Source organism: Corynebacterium sp. HMSC074C05, from assembly GCF_001838325.1.
GTDB classification, from domain to species: Bacteria; Actinomycetota; Actinomycetes; order Mycobacteriales; family Mycobacteriaceae; genus Corynebacterium; species Corynebacterium amycolatum.
This window is the reverse complement of record NZ_KV836295.1, coordinates 1-15,491: the sequence shown is the minus strand read 5'-3', so window position 1 is coordinate 15,491 and position 15,491 is coordinate 1. Positions and strand designations below refer to the sequence as shown.

Sequence of the window (15,491 nt, the reverse complement as noted above, 5' to 3'; positions counted from 1 at the left end):
CGGGCGCAGTACAGGCGTAATACGTAGAGGTGAGGGTTTAATGACCAATCCAGCAGAGCAGGACAAGTTGGCTTCTGAGGCTGAAGGGGAGTCGACGCAGACTCCGGCTTCGGCTCCAGCAACTCCGAAGCAGTCAGCTCCTAGCTCCAAGAATGCTGGTCGCGGCAACGCCATGAAGGGACTGTTCTGGTACGGCCTTGCGCGTCTGCTGCTGTTCCTGGTGCTGTTCTTCATCCTGCTCGTGATTATCTACCTTGTTGGCGTGCGGATTCCGGCCGCAATTACGGCTGTGTTTGCGCTGATTATTGCGATGCCGCTGTCGGTTTTTGTGTTTCCGAAGCTGCGCGTTCAGGCCAATGAGTCTGTTGCAGTGTGGTCGGAGAACCGCCGCGCGCATAAGGAATACATTGCGCAGCAGATTAAGGACCGCGAGGAAAACTAGGGCACTAGTCAGCTATCGTTGCCGCTCTAGCTTCTTTTCTGAACTTTTTCCAGCACCCGCTCGATTGCCCGGTTCACCGCATCCGGAGCTTCCAGCGGCAACATGTGGCCGGCCCCGTCGACTTCAACTAGCTCGGCATCCGGCCACTTTTCCATAATTAGGTCTGCTTGCTTGCGGGGAGTGACATCGTCCTTCGTGCCCACCAGTACCGCTCCCGGCAGACCCTCTAAGCGAGGTCCGGCCGCGAACTCTTCATGGTCCTGCAGGTCGTCGAGGTATCCCACGAAAGTTTCCAGCGGTGTTTCATTAATCATGGCCGCGTGGAACTCGATGATCTCGTAGTCCGTGCGCCGGGCGAACACCGCAACTGCCAACGACGGCGCCATCAGTGACGCGATTGCCTCGCGGAACTTGCGAATCTCCTTCGGCGAGGACTCAATCGCATTGCGCGCCGCATCCGCCACCGGGGACGCGAGAATCTGCGGTACCCCCTGGGCGGCAAGCTTGTCGATAGACGTGGAAATCAGCACTACGCCTGCGATCCGACGGCGAATACTTTCCTCGGCAGCGCGCACCATGTGCAGTGCGATCAAACCGCCCAGTGAATGCCCAACCACGATGAGTTTTCCGGTCGCGGCGCGCTCCGCAATCACGGCCAGCGCATCGGCCGCAGCACCTTCGACCGTGCAGAGTGAAGCCGGAACCGCGCCGGTCTGGCCGTGGCCGCGTAGATCCATGGTGAGCAGGCGTGCTTCCGGGTGTGACTTCCGCAGCGCGTTGAACTGCCGGTACCAGGACTCGCCAGCCAGGGTGAAGCCATGGATAAAGACGATGGTCACGGGGTCGTTGGCGGGAGCACTAGGGGGACTCTCAGGCTCAACCTCGTACCAGTGCACCGGAATATCGGTGGTGACAGCATCCGGTTTGTCGCTGGCCTTTCGCTCGTCATCCTTGGCCGCAATGTCGGCTGTGACCGGTGCGGTCTTGATATGTACTACACCGGTGGCCGTAAGATCCGTCAGGCCCGGTTCACGGGTCTGTGAATGCAGCGCGCCGTGCTCCAGTGCCAGTCGTCGACGTCCCGAACTGGTCAAACGCAGAGCAGCGCTGCGGACGAAAGCTGGAGCCTTGGCTGCTGTGTCGCCAACTCGGGTTCCGGCCTTCTGGACGTCGTCAAGCGTCTTGTGCGTCAGTGCGCGGAAGTCCATCGGTACCCCTTAGCTGAGTGCGAGTGCGAGTGCCGTGATGACGGACCAGGCAAGCATCATCTTGCCGGTAAGCCCCAGTACCGGGATGAGCTCCTTGCCCTTCTTATGCATGCGGATTGGCTCGGAAGCCTTCACCCACAGCGGCACGATGAGCAGACCCACCAACGCCCATGGGCGCCAGAAAGCGATAAAGATACTGGCCAGGGCAGGCATGATGGAGAGAATCTGCCAGACGATGCGGGTGCGGAAGTCGCCTAGGCGAACTGCCAGGGTGATCTTGCCGGTGGCAGCGTCGGTGGGAATATCGCGCAAGTTGTTCGCCAGGTTTACGGCAGAGGACACCGAACCGATACCGATTGCGCAGGCCAGACCGACCCAGGACAGGGAGCCGGTCTGGGTGAACTCCGTACCGAGCACCGCGACGAGACCGAAGAAGACGAAGACCGAGACCTCGCCAAGGCCGCGGTATCCGTAGGGATTCTTGCCGCCGGTGTAGAACCACGCCGCCGCGATGCACAGCGCGCCGACCAGAATGAGCCACCACGCGCTCATCAGAGACAGCGCCACACCGGCAAGACCCGCGACACCAAAAGCGCCGAACGCCGCGTACTTCACGACCTTCGGCTCCACCAGCCCAGAACCAGTCAGGCGCAGCGGGCCTGAGCGGTCATCGTCAGTGCCGCGGATGCCGTCGGAATAGTCGTTGGCGAAGTTCACGCCCACAATCAGCGCCCACGCGACAACCAGCGCGAGCACCGCGCGTCCCCAGATAATCGGCGCGTGCGTCGATGCTGCTCCGACACCGACGATGACCGGCGCAAACGCATTCGCCCAGGTATGGGGGCGCGCGCCTTCCAGCCAATCGCTTAACGACGCCGTTGCAGGACTCTTTGGTGCTTCAGACATGAATTAATAATAGGACGTGACACCAAATGCCTTGAACTAATGCGGGTTCGAGTGGCTTAAAGGCTGGAAGGTAAAAGATTAAAAGAGCGCCGCGACTTTCTTCCGGTCGACCTTGCCCGGCCCAATCAGTGGCAGGGCCTCCACGCGACGCAGATCCTTCGGAATCATCCAGTGATTGATGCGCCCGGCGTCTTCAGAATCGCCGAGGCCGTCCATGACATCGCCGAGCTCAGCGGTTCCTTCATACGCTGCGACAATGGCGTGGCCGAGCCGTGGGTGTGGCACGCCGACCACGCAGGCTCCCGTAACGCCGTCGATGGCGAGCAGTTCACGCTCGAGGACTTCGGGGTGCAGTTTCAGCCCGCCGGAGTCGATGATGGTGTCCAAGCGTCCCGTAATGATGAGCCGACCGCCGCGGATCTCGCCCGCATCGGAGGTGGCGAACCAACCAGGTTTGGAAAAGGCCTCGTGACCGGGCGCATTGCGGTAACCGTGTGCGATCATCGGCCCGCCGAGCCAGACGCGACCATTTTCGATGGCGACCTGTGCACCTTCGATGGGCTGCCCGTCATAGACGCAGCCGCCGGCCGTCTCGGAAGAACCATAGGTGGTCACGACGTTAATGCCGAGCTCTTCCGCGCGTGCTGCCACCTGTGGGTTCAAGGCCGCGCCGCCGACGAGGATGGCGTCGAAGAGACGCAGGGCTGCCACGCCAAAGGGTTCTTCCATGGCCTTCGCCAGCTGCATGGGAGCCAGCGAAGTGTAGGCGCGGTCGCCGGCACCGGCACCGGCACCAGTGAGGGCCTCGGCGCCGTCGGCGAATGCGGCTACATCAAAACCGTCGGTCACATCCACACACACCGGATCCGTGCCCGCGAGCAGCGAACGGATGAGGACCTGCAGGCCAGCGATATGGTAGGCCGGCATCGCCAGCAGCCACTGTCCTTCACCGCCGAGCCACTGATGTGTAGCCGTCGCGGACGATACCAAGTTATCCACCGTCAGCTGTGCACCCTTCGGTGTGCCGGTGGAACCGGAAGTGCCGACAACAAGTGCGATGGACTCATCAATTGGCTCACCTGCGCGTTGCGAGTTCCGCAAGATTGAGGCTCGCGTGCCGTCGTGAAGCGGAACGGGAAGCAGCGAGACCTCGCCGTCCAGCGCGGCACGGAGATCGGGCAGGATAGCGGTCGGGTCGTGGGGATTGACGGAAAGCAGGCTGAGCGTACGCACAATCCAAACCATAGCCCGTGTTGTGCCGTAGTTTCTGGTGACGAGGCGTGTGAAACGTGAGTGTGGCGGTGGTGACAGGGGGCGGAACAATCGTGACCGCGGACGCGTTGCGCAGAGCATAGGAAGTCGTAGATAGAAAGGCATCGAAGATGGGTTGGATTTTTGGTAGGTCGGCGGAGCTTGTGCCGGAAGGTGAGGCGCTAAAGGGCGGTTCACACCCGGTGTTGGAGAATCCGAAGCCGCATGCGGTGCTCGGCACGCCTATTACCGGCCCATGGGAGGATGGCCAGGAGGTTGTCTACATCGGTATCGGCTGCTACTGGGGTGCCGAAAAGCTGTTTTGGGAAACCCCGGGCGTGCTCAGTACGTCGGTCGGGTTCGCCGGTGGCGTGACGCCAAATCCCACTTACCGTGAGTCCTGCACTGGGCGGACCAACCACACCGAGATTGTGGAGGTCGTCTACGACCCGGAGCAGATTAGCTTCGACCAGCTGATCGCGAAGGCCTTCGAGGCCCACGATCCCACGCAGGGCTACCGTCAGGGTAATGACGTCGGCACGCAGTACCGTTCCGCGATTTACACGACGACGCCCGAGCAGGCGCGCCGGGCGCAGGAAATCGCCGATGCGTACGCGCCGAAGCTTGCCGATGCTGGCCTGGGCCCCATCACCACCGAGATTAAGCCACTCGCGGAGACTCCGGCAGGGGAGTACTACCGAGCCGAGGACGAGCACCAGCAGTACTTGTTTAAGAATCCGAACGGCTACTGCCCGGTGCATTCAACCGGCGTGGCCTGCGGGATTTAAAGGCGAAATTTCGTAGAACGCTTAATCGTGATTAGTAAAACTCACTGAGAAAAGTAAGGTGGTTATATCAATCCGATAGTTGAATAGGAGTGAACCCTTGTGGTGAAGCAAGTACTGCGCGTTGCATTTGCTTTCGTCGGCGTAGTCGTCGGCGCGGGCTTTGCGACGGGTCAGGAAATCATGCAATACTTCGTCGCCTTTGGCATCAATGGTGTCTGGGGTGCCGTTCTCTCAGCGGTGATCATGAGCCTGATGGCGATGATCATTTTGCAGCTGGGAAGCTATTTCCAGGCCAGCGAGCACGGTGAAGTATTCCGACGCGTATCGCATCCCATCTTTTCGCGAGTACTGGACATCGGCGTGATTATCACGCTCTTCGCCACGGGGTTCGTTATGTTCGCCGGTGCCGGTGCCAACATGGAGCAGCAGTGGGGCATCCCCGTGTGGATTGGTGCCGTGATGATGGTGCTAGTGACCATCGCAGCCGGTTTCCTCGACGTCGATCGCGTGACCACTGTGATCGGTTCCATCACGCCGTTTATCGTTGGCTTTATCCTACTGGCCAGTATTTATACGCTGGCGTTTACCGATGCCACCCCGGCCGCGGAGCAGGCAGCTGCCATCGCAGAAGTCCCGACTACTCTGCCGAACTGGGTTGTCGCCGCAGTGAACTATGTCGGTTTTAACCTGATGGTTGCGGTCTCCATGGCGATTGTTATTGGCGGCAACCTGTTCAATCCCCGCGCCGCAGGTGCCGGTGGTTTCGTTGGCGGTTTGGTGTACTCCGCAATGCTGCTGATTACCACCATCACGCTGTTCCACACTGTTGGTACCGTCGCCACTGATGCCGTGCCGATGCTCACCGTTATTAACCGCTTGCACCCGTGGCTTGGTCAGGCAATGGCCGTGGTTATTCTCGGTATGATTTTCAACACGGCACTTGGCATGTTCTACGCACTGGGGCGTCGCGTCACCGCAAATCACCCGGAAAAGTTCAAGATTGTCTACGTTGGTCTGGTTCTGCTCGGTTTCGCCTTGAGCTTCATGGGCTTCCAGAACCTGATTGGTTGGGTCTACCCAATCCTGGGCTACATCGGGCTGCTGCTCATTACCGTCATGCTCATTGCCTGGCTGCGCGGTCGTGAGCGCATCAGCGAAGAGACTTCTCGCCGTAAGCGCATCTTCCGCCTTGTTCGCCGTGGTCGGAAGAAGGAAGCTCGCGAGGAAATCGAAGACTCCAACCTCAGCGTCGAAGAGGTCCGCGAGGCTATCGAGGAGTAGGTGGGCTGGCGCGTGGCTACAGTCAGCGTCGCTGTCAGCTTCGAGAGCGGATTGCTTTCAGTGACGTTGCCCGCGCCCAGGTCACGAATGCCCCGGTCACAATGGCGGATGCCAGAACCATCAGCGGCCACCGCTCGGGGTAATCACGGACCACCCAGGTCCATCCCCATTCTGAAGTCCACCACAGCGGTGAGGCACTGAGGACATCACCGCCAACCATCACAGCCCAACCGCCGAGCGCGACCGAGACAAAGATTGCGGCCGCCACACTGCGACGCGCAATCAATCCGGTCACGGCCACAATCATTGCGGCCACAAGAGGCGCGATGACCGCCTGGTACGGCCAAGGGGTGATGTCGGTCTCGCTGCTGGCTTCGACGCCTGCGCCGCTGATAATCACCGCAATCACGAGCACTGGCGCGAGAAATGCCATATCCAAGGCAAACAGTCGGAGCGTGATGCTCCCCCGCGAGCGCCGATACATCAGCGCTGGCCAGGCATCAGCTTGCGAGGTCCACGTCATGATGGCGACCACGGTTGCGGCCGTCGGCACGCAGACGAAAACTCAGCAGCCCCAGCGCATACTCCGGGTTCCACACCACACGCACGACCGCAAGCCCGGCAAGCATCAGTGCTGCGAGGCTCCACCAGGTGCGCCAGGGCAGGGTCGCGCTCATGCCATGGCTTAACGACGAAGTGCTGCGTTCCCGGCCCGTCGGCAAGCTGAGAGATTTTCCGTGCGCAGCCAATGCGATGGCAAAGAAGCCTAGTCCGAGGAGTAAATGCAGCAGCGCGGGCGGCAGGATGGCAATGTCCCAGATTTCGCTGTCTGCCGGAGCCGTGATGGAATTAGCCTGCACACCGTGAATAGGTAACGTTGGGCGGATTGCCCAGGTCCACGGGAGAACTTGCCAGTTTGGGCTCATGGCATCCAGTGTTCCTGCGATGGCCCAAGCGATGGCAGTCAGCGGCGCAAGGAAGAGAGCTGCGCGTGGCACAAGGCGCCATAGGGCAAGGCCGAATGCCCAGAACACGAAGAATGACAACGTGTTGAAGATCGTAAATTGCAATGCGGTGCTCACGCTCCGGGCAAGGAGAGTGGCCATAAGTGCGTGGCCGAGGGCCGTGGAGGCGATAACAGTGGCTGCGCGTGCCAGGAACACTCGAGTGCTCGAGATATTGCGCCAGATTAGGCCACCTTGGCGGAGCTTTTCTTCACGGTTTTGGCCAATGACGGACGTAATAGCAGCCAGGGGAGGAAGCAGGATAAGTGAGTAGATGTGGGCACTCGCCATGGCGGTGGCATCGACACCTCTAGAAAAAACCATGCTGACCAGAGCGATTGCCACCATGATGATGGGCAGGAACATGGTGAGCGACCACTTCGCCCGCAGTAGTTCGGCGCGGAAGTAGTGGCGCGTAGGAACAGCGCGCGTGTTAAGAGTGCGTGTGTGCGGTTGAGCGCTCATCGGGCAACACCTACTGCGGCAAAGAAAGCCTGCTCGAGGGATTGACCAGCAGCCGCAAAGTCAGTCAGCGGGCCTTCGTAGACCAGCCGGCCCCCAGCAAGGACGCCAAGGTGGTCAACGCTCTTTTCGACCTCTCCGAGTTGATGGGAGGACACCACGACGGCCTTGCCACTAGCGGCGAGATTTCGCAACAAGGTGCGCAGGCCCACGATAGCTTCCGGATCGAGGCCGTTGGTGGGCTCGTCGAGAAGCACAATGTCGGGGTCGGTGAGCAGTGCCATCGCCAGGGAGAGCCGAACCTTCATGCCAGTGGAGAAAGCACGGACACGCTTGTTACCAGCATGAAGTCCGACCAAGTTGAGGACTTCGGCGATACGGCTCCTGTCCGTGCCGGTCAAGTGTGCGTGCACTTTGAGGTTGTCGGTGGCCGAGAGTTGCGGGTAGAACGCAGGACCATTGATGGAGGCGCCGATGCGGTCCAGGTCTTCAATGGACCACGGGTGTCCCGCGATGCTGATTTCACCGGCGTAGGGAATTAGCCCAAGCACCGTGCTCATCAGCGTCGACTTACCGGCACCGTTGAGCCCCAAAAGTCCGTAGACCTCACCGGCACGAACGCTCATGTCGAGACCGTTCAGGACCGGTTCGTTCTTGCCGTAGGAGACAGTGATGCCGCGCAGCTGAAGAAGGGGAGCGGCGGCATCTGCGGAATGGCCTGAGATAGGGGTTGGTGCGTTCATGCCTTAAGTAATAGGCATGGCCGGTTCGGTTCGCGCCCTCCCTGAGGATGAGATGGCGGAAATATCCTCCCCAGGGAGGAGTCGCTAGCGAGGGTGACGGCACCAGCGAGGAGAATCTAAAGCATCCCGTTTTTCGCAGCCCAAATGACAAGATCCACACGACTGCGTGAGCCCGTCTTGGTCAACAGGGCTTTCACATGGGTTTTCACGGTCGTCGTGGCGACCACCAACCTGCGAGCGATCTCATCATTGGAAAGCCCTTGGCAGACGAGGTCCAAAATCTCCTGTTCGCGGGGTGTGAACTGAAGCGCTGAATGGATGGCATCTGAGCTAGAGCCACTGGCCGAGGATGCCCTCGCTGGCTGCCCTGAGTGCGGTGCGCGCGGTGAAACGTGTCGCAACACCATTGGCGTCACCTTCGGATCGATGACTCCTTCACCGCGGTGAATACGCATGATGGCCGAAAGTAACTCACGGGGATCGGAGTCTTTGAGTAAAAAGCCTGCGGCTCCAGCCTCTAAAGCGCCAAGTACGAGGGATTCTTCGCGGAAGGTGGTCAGTACCAGGACTTTCGGAGCGGATGCGTGGGTCGCGCCTCCGGACGATGCCCCTCGCACGATTTGCCGCGTGGCCTCGATACCGTCCATCACTGGCATACGAATGTCCATGACGACCACATCTGCGCCGGAGGCAAGACGCACAGCCTCAGCACCGTCGCCCACGGCGCCAATGACTTTCATCTGCGGGTGGGCATCAATAAGCTGCGCAAAAGACTGCCGAATCAGCGCTTGATCTTCAGCGACTAAAACTCGAATTACACCCATTGCTCGTCTTTCTATGCAGTGTCAATAGTTAGACCTGCTTTGGCCAAAGCACTTATAGCTGAATGCTGACGCGGAACATACCGTCGCTTTCACCATAAGTCATCTCGCCACCGAGCTGCGCCACGCGTTCATCCAGACCAATCAGGCCAGCACCAGCTCGCTTCCTGTGTGCCAAGGCGTCGCTCACAGCCCGATTTGCGGTCACCAAATGAACCCGCGCCGGGCTGATATCGGCATCGGCAGATGGGGCAATAGGCGACTCAGTAGGCGATTCAATCGTCAACGTGAACTGACCAGCGCCCGATGAGTGCTTAGCCATATTCGCAGCCAACTCCGTCACTGCCCGCACCAGAGTCAGTCGCTTCGCGAGTGGCCAATCCGCCAGCGCCTCATAAGACTCCGGCAGAGTCACCGAAACATCGCGACCCGGCGGACAGGTAGCCGCAACCAGACGTGGAATCTCATTCGGATCAGCGCTAATCTCGCCGCCTTCACGTAGTGCATCGACAAGCGCATGCACATCTCGCAACGATTGTTCTGCGGTCTCGGCAATACCTTCCAGCGTGGTCTTTTCAGCAGCGCTTTCCGCTCGTGAGTCATCCATCTCCGCCAGGTACAGTGCTGTTTGGGCCTGAACCTTAATAGAGGTGAGTCCGTGCCCCACGACGTCGTGAAGCTCCCTGGACAACTCCAGCTTGTTGAGCGCCACGACGTTCTCCAACTCCGCGGCATGTTCCTCGGCGTTGATGCGCAGCCACAGCGGCACTGCGTACGCGCTCGCCGTGATGAGCACCGCGGGCAGACCGAAGACCAACAGCCGTTCCGGAGTAAAACCGAAGGCTGGAACCGCTGGGTTGAGGAAACTGCCAATCAACCCTAAAAAGAGCCCAACTATGCCCCAGGTGCGATTCTGTTCCCACCTGGTCACAGCCCATAGTGATAGTGGGGCGGCAACAATAATAGGGTCTACCCCAAGGTTCACCGGGGATAGCCACACCAGCAAGGCGAGGCCCGCTAGGGCACTGTACGTAATCACAAACGATGCACGCACTGCTTTACGACGAAACGCTGCGGCGCCGGCAATCATCGCGGACAGAACCACATTGGTGACATAAGTGAAGCTCGGGCCATAAGTAAATAGCGGCGTCATGCTCAACCAGCAGCACAGCAGGAAAGCAGCCGCAATAGCGAGATCGGCAGCTGGGAACGAGCCGACAAAGAAACGCACCCGGCTGGGCCAGTCGAGTGGGTCAGGAGTCTGCGTGGTGGCAGCCTGTGCGTGCATGGAGGAAGCGGTGCGCTGCATGTGTCTAGGCTAGCGGTCGGTGGCTTGCGCGGTTTAGTGTGAGTTTTCCACTTGCCGAAACGTGATGTTGATGCGCCCCTCTTTAAGCTCGCACCCCTCCGGCAAAGTGCCCGGACGAGTTTTGGGCACACCATGAAACGCAAGCCGCTTGGGGCCACCAAACACGATCACATCCCCGCTGGCGAGAGTCACGTCATCCCAGGGCTTGTTGCGGTTTTCAGTTCCGCCAATGCGGAACAGAGCCTCATCGCCGATAGAGAGCGACACAATTGGCGCAGGGGAGTTTTCGTTGCGATCCTGGTGCATCCCCATGGTGGCCCCGGGTGGGTAGTAGTTGACCAGCGCCATGTCGGGCCGAAAAGTGGCGGGCCACTGGCTGAGGGATTCGTCGTAAAGCGCGGCAGCGCCGAGTGCTTCGGTGGCGAGCTGTAGCAGATTGTCAGGCATAGGCGGGACGCGAACGCCGCCTACGTGTGTGACGTAGCGGTACGGATTTGTGGCCCACATGCGGCCGAGATGGAGCATGAAGACCTGCATCTGGCCACTTTTGAGCTGTGGGCGAGTCATGGCCAGGGGAGTTCCGGCAAGGTCGCGGGCGATGTCACGGAGTTGCGTGATGATGCCCGCCTGCCGCTCCAATGGAAGCCACCCCGGAAGATGAACAACTCCCGGCGTGATGCAGGCATCGTCGCGCGGGAGCTGATCAAAGAGCATAGGTCTAGTTTGCCTCTTAACCCGCGATGATTGCGTTAACCGGGCGGGACAGGAACTGCGGACCAATCTTGCCCAGGTAGCGCAGGATAAAGTCCGCTGCCGACACCGAGTAGAAGTGGCGCTGGCGCTCAATGAAGTTCTGCGGATGCGTTGCCTTCCACACGGCATCAGCGACCTGATCCGGCGTGATGCGCACGCCAAGACGACGGGTCGAACCAGAGGAAACGTCCGCCAGCTTGGTCTTCGCCCACAGCGGCATGATGGCAACGACGCGGATCTTGTCCTTGCGCCATTCCAAATCCAGAGCCTGCGTCAGACCCGAGACGTAGAACTTCGACGCAGAGTACGGCGCGATGTGCGGCTGACCGTAGATACCCGAAGCCGAACCCATGTTGACCAGGTGAGACCCCTTGGTGCGCTTCAGGTACGGGTGCGCCGCCTTCGCACCCAGCGTCAGGCCGGTGCAGTTGATGTCCACCTGCGCGCGGATAATCTCCGGTGACTGGTCAGTGATATCGCCATCGCCGATGATGCCCGCGTTATTGTCCAGCACCGTCAGCTTGCCGCCGGTGTGGGAGGTGAAGTCCGCAAGCGCGTCCTCCCACTGCTTAAAGTCCGTCACGTCCAGCTTGCCGACGATTACCTCCGGGCGCTCAGCCTTGAGCTTCGCCAGGGCATCCTCATTGATGTCGTAGACGCCGACGGTCCAGCCTGCAGCCAGGAACTTCTCGGCCACCGCGCGGCCAATGCCCTGCGCGCCGCCGGAGATGAAAATGGACGGGGAATCAGAAGTGGCCATGGTGTCTCAATCCTGCCTTTTCTTGCTGTTTTTATAAGTGGATAAATGTTATTTGCCAGCTTAGGTGAGTATTTGTTGTTTAACTGCGGATTAGAGGAAACGCGCCCTGATTACAAACGCGCCCTCTACACTGGCCATCATGAAACCCCTGAACATCCCACCAGGTCCCGGCATCCCAAAGGGCCTCGTCATCCCCGCGGCGGAACTCACTGAACGCTTCGCACGCTCCGGAGGGCCGGGCGGTCAGGGCGTTAACACCACGGACTCCAAGGTGCAGCTATCGGTCGATATTGCCGAGCTCAGCGTGCTTTCCGACGTCCACCGCCGCCGCGCTCTCCAGAACCTCAGCCACCGACTCGACGGCACCACACTCACCGTGTCGGTCACCACGCAGCGCTCCCAAGTGCGCAACCGCGCGGAAGCCCGGCGTCGCCTGGCGGATCTCATTCGGGAAGCCGTGCAGCCACCGCCTCCGAGGCGCCGGCGGACTCGACCAAGTCGGGCCTCGATTGCGCGTCGTAAAGCGCAGAAGCAACGCCGCTCTGAGCTCAAAGCCAGCAGGCGCCGACCCAGCGCCTACTAGGGGAATATGGGATTTTCGCGCATCCGTTGCAATATAGAGGAATGAGCGAAAATCAGGCCCCTACCGAAAAGGCAGCTGAAGCCGTCGCGGAGTTCAACCGCGTGCCCTCGATCCTGTCCATCCAGTCGCATGTGAGCTACGGCCATGTGGGTAACTCCGCTGCCGTTTTCCCGCTGCAGCGCGCAGGTTTTGAAGTGTGGCCGGTCCACACCGTCGATTTCTCCAACCACACCGGCTACGGCCAGTGGCGCGGCCCGATGATTCCGGCCACGGATGTGCGTGAGGTCATCAAGGGTATCGATGAGCTGGGCAAGCTTGACGACGTCGACGCGATTATCTCCGGCTACCAGGGCGGTAGCGATATTGCGGATGTCATCATCGAGGCCGTGGCGCTGGCCAAGGAGCGCAACCCGAAGGCCATTTACTCGTGTGACCCGGTGATGGGAAATGCCAAGAGTGGCTGCCACGTCTCGGATGACATTCCGCCGCTGCTGCGCGACAAGGTTGTGCCGGTGGCAGACGTGATTACGCCGAACCAGTTTGAGCTGGGATACCTGACAGGCCGCGAGGTCAGCGACCTGGAGTCCACCATTGCGGCAGCCCATGCTGCTCGTGAGATGGGCCCGGAGGCCGTGCTGGTCACCAGCGTGCTGCGTCCGGAGCGCAAGGAGGGCGAGATTGAGATGCTCGCCGTCAACGGCTCGGGCGCATGGCTGGTGGCGACGCCGTACCTGCCGCTGAAGCGCAACGGCTCCGGCGATGTCACGGCCGCGCTGTTTGCAGGCAACCTGCTGCGCGGTCGCGGTATTGACGGTGACCTCTCGGTCGCGCTGGGCAACACCGCGGCCAGCATCTTTGAGCTGCTAAAGGTCACGCACGAGTCCGGCTCTGACGAGCTGGAGCTCGTTCGTGCGCAGGAGGCGTACGTCCACCCGGAGCAGCGGTTTGAGGTAACGAAGGTGGCGTAAGGCTGGGGTGCGGTGGGGCTGGGGCAGTAGTGCTGGGTTCAGCCCCCGTGCTTAGTAATAGAACGGGAACTCGTCCCAGTTCGGGTCGCGCTTTTCCAAGAACGCTTCCTTGCCCTCGACGGCCTCGTCGGTCATGTACGCCAGGCGAGTGGCCTCGCCAGCGAAGACCTGCTGGCCCATCAGTCCGTCATCGGTCAGGTTGAAAGCGAACTTCAGCATGCGCTGCGCCGTTGGGGACTTACCGTTGATCATGCGGCCCCACTCCACCGCGACATCTTCCAGCTCAGCGTGGTCGGCGACCTCGTTGACAGCGCCCATGCGGTGCATGGTCTCAGCGTCGTAGGAACGGCCGAGGAAGAAAATCTCGCGGGCAAACTTCTGGCCAACCTGCTTCGCCAGGTAGGCCGAGCCATAGCCGGCATCGAAAGATCCCACGTCAGCGTCGGTCTGCTTAAAGCGGGCCTCCTGGCGGGATGCCAGCGTCAGGTCACACACCACGTGCAGGGAGTGTCCGCCACCTGCGGCCCAACCATTGACCACGGCAATGACAACCTTCGGCATGGTGCGAATCAGGCGCTGCACCTCCAGGATGTGCAGGCGACCTCCCTCGACCTTGGCGCGCGCGGTATCGATGGTGGATGCGTCTGCGGTAGCGTCGTCATGCTCGTGGGACGTTGCGTACTGGTATCCAGAACGACCGCGAATGCGCTGGTCACCACCCGAACAGAATGCCCAGCCACCGTCCTTGGTGCTCGGGCCGTTACCGGTCAGCAGCACAACGCCGACATCCGGGGTGCGGCGCGCGTGGTCGAGCGCGCGGTAGAGCTCATCGACGGTATGCGGGCGGAATGCGTTACGAACCTCCGGGCGATCAAACGCAATGCGCACAATGCCGTTTTCGCGGCCCTCGCCGACGTGGCGGTGGTAGGTGATGTCGGTCAAATCCTCAAAACCATCAACCGTCTTCCACTGCTCGGGGCGGAAGGGGTTATCGGTCGAGTACTTCGCGGTATCAGTCATGGCTTCCAGCATAAAGGTCTCTAGCATGAGGGGTATGTGTGTGTCCGCTGCGCCCAACATCCAGCTTCCGCCAATCGACGACATTCTCGACCGCGCCCACGTCGTGGCTCTGCCCATGGCAGTGAAATTCCGTGGCGTCACCACTCGCGAGGCGCTCCTCATCGACGGCCCCGCCACCTGGGGAGAGTTCGCTCCCTTCCTGGAGTACGAGGCACCCGAAGCTGCCGCGTGGCTGCGCTCGGCCATCGAATGCGCATACGTTGGCCTGCCCACCCCGAAGCGCGAGTTTGTCGAGGTCAACGCCACCATCCCCGCCATCACACCCGAGCAGGTGCCGGAGGTCGTGGGGCGTTACCCCGGGTGCCGCACGTTCAAGGTCAAGGTCGCAGAGAGCGGCCAATCGCTTAACGACGACATCGAGCGCGTAGCCGCCGTCCGCACCGCGGTGGCCGAAGCCTATGGCTATGAACCTGTGGTGCGGGTGGATGCGAACCGTGGCTGGTCGGTGGAGCAGGCCATCCGCGCCGCTCATGAGTTGGGCCCGCTGGAGTATATGGAACAGCCCGTTGCGACTGTCGCCGAGCTCCGCGAGGTCCGCGACGCAGTGGGGGAGTTTTGCCCGGTTGCGGCCGATGAGTCGATCCGCAAGGCTGAGGATCCGTATTTGGTTGCGCGCGAGCAGGCGGCTGACGTGGGCGTAATGAAGGTCGCGCCACTTGGTGGGCCACGCCGTTTGCTTCGGTTGGCCGAGGAGCTGGAGATGAAGGTGACCGTCGCCAGCGCGTTGGACACCGGCGTTGGCATGGCTGCCGGCTTGTTCGCGGCGGCGGCCCTGCCTACTACCGAGCTGCAGCCGGAGCCGAACGCGGCGGGTTTGGCCACGTCGTCACTCTTTATTGAGGACGTCATCGAGCCCCGGCCACTTATCGATGGCCGTTTGCCCGTCACCAACCCCGCCCCCGACCCTTCCCGCCTGGCCGAGCTCGCCGCGCCGGGTCCCCGCCGCGATTGGTGGTTCGACCGCCTCCGCGCGGCGTACGCCCACCTGTAGCGGCGCACCTGGCGGCCTATCCCCACCTGTAGCTGCTCTACAACCTGCTCCAACTCACGGAGCATCCAGAGATACTGACCCCGTTTATGACACTTTGAGTTCGAAAAACGGCGGTAGAGTCAGGCGGTCATTGCATCATGG

17 protein-coding genes are annotated in these 15,491 nt (G+C 60.9%); 6 read left to right on the top strand and 11 right to left on the bottom strand.

Features of this window, described 5'->3' with window-relative positions:
• Positions 1 to 40: 40 nt before the first annotated feature.
• Entirely contained in the window at positions 41 to 442 is a 402-nt protein-coding gene (locus HMPREF3042_RS08250; RefSeq protein ID WP_070856771.1) for a DUF4229 domain-containing protein, read from the top strand.
• Between the two features lie 26 nt (positions 443 to 468).
• Here HMPREF3042_RS08250 and HMPREF3042_RS08245 read toward each other — a convergent pair whose 3' ends face one another.
• From HMPREF3042_RS08245 to menE, 3 genes are all read right to left on the bottom strand, one after another.
• On the bottom strand, positions 469 to 1,650 hold the full coding sequence (locus HMPREF3042_RS08245; RefSeq protein WP_083327452.1) for an alpha/beta fold hydrolase: 1,182 nt from the start codon (positions 1,648 to 1,650) through the stop codon (positions 469 to 471).
• 9 nt (positions 1,651 to 1,659) lie between these two features.
• Positions 1,660 to 2,556 carry a 1,4-dihydroxy-2-naphthoate polyprenyltransferase gene (locus HMPREF3042_RS08240; RefSeq protein WP_070851765.1) on the bottom strand — a complete coding sequence of 299 codons (897 nt, stop codon included), beginning with the start codon at positions 2,554 to 2,556 and terminating at the stop codon, positions 1,660 to 1,662.
• 78 nt (positions 2,557 to 2,634) lie between these two features.
• Positions 2,635 to 3,801, bottom strand: coding sequence for an o-succinylbenzoate--CoA ligase (menE, locus tag HMPREF3042_RS08235; protein WP_070856770.1), 1,167 nt, complete (start codon positions 3,799 to 3,801; stop codon positions 2,635 to 2,637).
• A 137-nt stretch (positions 3,802 to 3,938) separates the two neighbouring features.
• Here menE and msrA point away from each other — a divergent pair, with 137 nt between their 5' ends.
• A complete protein-coding gene (gene msrA / locus HMPREF3042_RS08230; protein ID WP_070856769.1) occupies positions 3,939 to 4,595 on the top strand; it encodes a peptide-methionine (S)-S-oxide reductase MsrA in 657 nt (218 codons plus the stop codon).
• 99 nt (positions 4,596 to 4,694) lie between these two features.
• Positions 4,695 to 5,876, top strand: coding sequence for a YkvI family membrane protein (locus tag HMPREF3042_RS08225; protein ID WP_070856768.1), 1,182 nt, complete (start codon positions 4,695 to 4,697; stop codon positions 5,874 to 5,876).
• A 34-nt stretch (positions 5,877 to 5,910) separates the two neighbouring features.
• Here HMPREF3042_RS08225 and HMPREF3042_RS11020 read toward each other — a convergent pair whose 3' ends face one another.
• From HMPREF3042_RS11020 to HMPREF3042_RS08195, 7 genes are all read right to left on the bottom strand, one after another.
• Positions 5,911 to 6,399 (bottom strand): hypothetical protein, encoded by a 489-nt coding sequence (locus tag HMPREF3042_RS11020; RefSeq protein WP_246822382.1) that lies wholly within the window; start codon positions 6,397 to 6,399, stop codon positions 5,911 to 5,913.
• Complete coding sequence (locus tag HMPREF3042_RS08220) at positions 6,377 to 7,345, bottom strand: ABC-2 family transporter permease (protein ID WP_246822380.1); 969 nt, start codon at positions 7,343 to 7,345, stop codon at positions 6,377 to 6,379. The genes HMPREF3042_RS11020 and HMPREF3042_RS08220 overlap by 23 nt, the downstream gene beginning before the upstream one ends.
• Positions 7,342 to 8,085 (bottom strand): ABC transporter ATP-binding protein, encoded by a 744-nt coding sequence (locus tag HMPREF3042_RS08215; RefSeq protein ID WP_070856767.1) that lies wholly within the window; start codon positions 8,083 to 8,085, stop codon positions 7,342 to 7,344. The genes HMPREF3042_RS08220 and HMPREF3042_RS08215 overlap by 4 nt, the downstream gene beginning before the upstream one ends.
• A 116-nt stretch (positions 8,086 to 8,201) precedes the next feature.
• A complete protein-coding gene (locus HMPREF3042_RS08210; RefSeq protein ID WP_070628679.1) occupies positions 8,202 to 8,909 on the bottom strand; it encodes a response regulator in 708 nt (235 codons plus the stop codon).
• Positions 8,910 to 8,961: 52 nt separating this feature from the next.
• Positions 8,962 to 10,215 carry a sensor histidine kinase gene (locus HMPREF3042_RS08205; protein WP_070856766.1) on the bottom strand — a complete coding sequence of 418 codons (1,254 nt, stop codon included), beginning with the start codon at positions 10,213 to 10,215 and terminating at the stop codon, positions 8,962 to 8,964.
• Positions 10,216 to 10,248: 33 nt separating this feature from the next.
• A complete protein-coding gene (locus tag HMPREF3042_RS08200; RefSeq protein ID WP_070856765.1) occupies positions 10,249 to 10,929 on the bottom strand; it encodes an alpha-ketoglutarate-dependent dioxygenase AlkB family protein in 681 nt (226 codons plus the stop codon).
• Positions 10,930 to 10,945: 16 nt separating this feature from the next.
• On the bottom strand, positions 10,946 to 11,728 hold the full coding sequence (locus HMPREF3042_RS08195) for an SDR family oxidoreductase (RefSeq protein ID WP_070856764.1): 783 nt from the start codon (positions 11,726 to 11,728) through the stop codon (positions 10,946 to 10,948).
• A 139-nt stretch (positions 11,729 to 11,867) separates the two neighbouring features.
• Between HMPREF3042_RS08195 and arfB the strand changes: the two genes are divergently transcribed.
• Both arfB and pdxY read left to right on the top strand, forming a co-directional pair.
• The gene (arfB, locus tag HMPREF3042_RS08190; RefSeq protein ID WP_070438066.1) at positions 11,868 to 12,311 is read left to right on the top strand and encodes an alternative ribosome rescue aminoacyl-tRNA hydrolase ArfB; all 444 of its coding nucleotides are present in this window, start codon (positions 11,868 to 11,870) and stop codon (positions 12,309 to 12,311) included.
• Positions 12,312 to 12,352: 41 nt separating this feature from the next.
• Complete coding sequence (gene pdxY, locus HMPREF3042_RS08185; RefSeq protein WP_239392963.1) at positions 12,353 to 13,279, top strand: pyridoxal kinase PdxY; 927 nt, start codon at positions 12,353 to 12,355, stop codon at positions 13,277 to 13,279.
• 51 nt (positions 13,280 to 13,330) lie between these two features.
• Here the strand turns inward: pdxY and HMPREF3042_RS08180 are convergent, their stop codons facing one another.
• Positions 13,331 to 14,311 carry a 1,4-dihydroxy-2-naphthoyl-CoA synthase gene (locus HMPREF3042_RS08180; protein WP_016422029.1) on the bottom strand — a complete coding sequence of 327 codons (981 nt, stop codon included), beginning with the start codon at positions 14,309 to 14,311 and terminating at the stop codon, positions 13,331 to 13,333.
• 13 nt (positions 14,312 to 14,324) lie between these two features.
• Here HMPREF3042_RS08180 and HMPREF3042_RS08175 point away from each other — a divergent pair, with 13 nt between their 5' ends.
• Positions 14,325 to 15,350, top strand: a complete 1,026-nt coding sequence (locus HMPREF3042_RS08175; RefSeq protein WP_070628676.1) for an o-succinylbenzoate synthase — start codon at positions 14,325 to 14,327, stop codon at positions 15,348 to 15,350.
• Positions 15,351 to 15,491: the final 141 nt, after the last annotated feature.

Excerpts from the sequence above, each read along its gene's own strand:
- HMPREF3042_RS08220 (WP_246822380.1), bottom strand. The coding sequence starts at position 7,345 with ATGAGCGCTCAACCGCACACACGCACTCTTAACACGCGCGCTGTTCCT.
- HMPREF3042_RS08205 (WP_070856766.1), bottom strand. The coding sequence starts at position 10,215 with ATGCAGCGCACCGCTTCCTCCATGCACGCACAGGCTGCCACCACGCAG.
- msrA (WP_070856769.1), top strand. The coding sequence starts at position 3,939 with ATGGGTTGGATTTTTGGTAGGTCGGCGGAGCTTGTGCCGGAAGGTGAG.
- HMPREF3042_RS08175 (WP_070628676.1), top strand. The coding sequence starts at position 14,325 with ATGAGGGGTATGTGTGTGTCCGCTGCGCCCAACATCCAGCTTCCGCCA.
- HMPREF3042_RS11020 (WP_246822382.1), bottom strand. The coding sequence starts at position 6,399 with ATGACGTGGACCTCGCAAGCTGATGCCTGGCCAGCGCTGATGTATCGG.
- HMPREF3042_RS08250 (WP_070856771.1), top strand. The coding sequence starts at position 41 with ATGACCAATCCAGCAGAGCAGGACAAGTTGGCTTCTGAGGCTGAAGGG.
- HMPREF3042_RS08215 (WP_070856767.1), bottom strand. The coding sequence starts at position 8,085 with ATGAACGCACCAACCCCTATCTCAGGCCATTCCGCAGATGCCGCCGCT.
- arfB (WP_070438066.1), top strand. The coding sequence starts at position 11,868 with ATGAAACCCCTGAACATCCCACCAGGTCCCGGCATCCCAAAGGGCCTC.
- HMPREF3042_RS08195 (WP_070856764.1), bottom strand. The coding sequence starts at position 11,728 with ATGGCCACTTCTGATTCCCCGTCCATTTTCATCTCCGGCGGCGCGCAG.
- pdxY (WP_239392963.1), top strand. The coding sequence starts at position 12,353 with ATGAGCGAAAATCAGGCCCCTACCGAAAAGGCAGCTGAAGCCGTCGCG.
- HMPREF3042_RS08200 (WP_070856765.1), bottom strand. The coding sequence starts at position 10,929 with ATGCTCTTTGATCAGCTCCCGCGCGACGATGCCTGCATCACGCCGGGA.
- HMPREF3042_RS08180 (WP_016422029.1), bottom strand. The coding sequence starts at position 14,311 with ATGCTGGAAGCCATGACTGATACCGCGAAGTACTCGACCGATAACCCC.
- HMPREF3042_RS08240 (WP_070851765.1), bottom strand. The coding sequence starts at position 2,556 with ATGTCTGAAGCACCAAAGAGTCCTGCAACGGCGTCGTTAAGCGATTGG.
- HMPREF3042_RS08245 (WP_083327452.1), bottom strand. The coding sequence starts at position 1,650 with ATGGACTTCCGCGCACTGACGCACAAGACGCTTGACGACGTCCAGAAG.
- menE (WP_070856770.1), bottom strand. The coding sequence starts at position 3,801 with ATGGTTTGGATTGTGCGTACGCTCAGCCTGCTTTCCGTCAATCCCCAC.
- HMPREF3042_RS08210 (WP_070628679.1), bottom strand. The coding sequence starts at position 8,909 with ATGGGTGTAATTCGAGTTTTAGTCGCTGAAGATCAAGCGCTGATTCGG.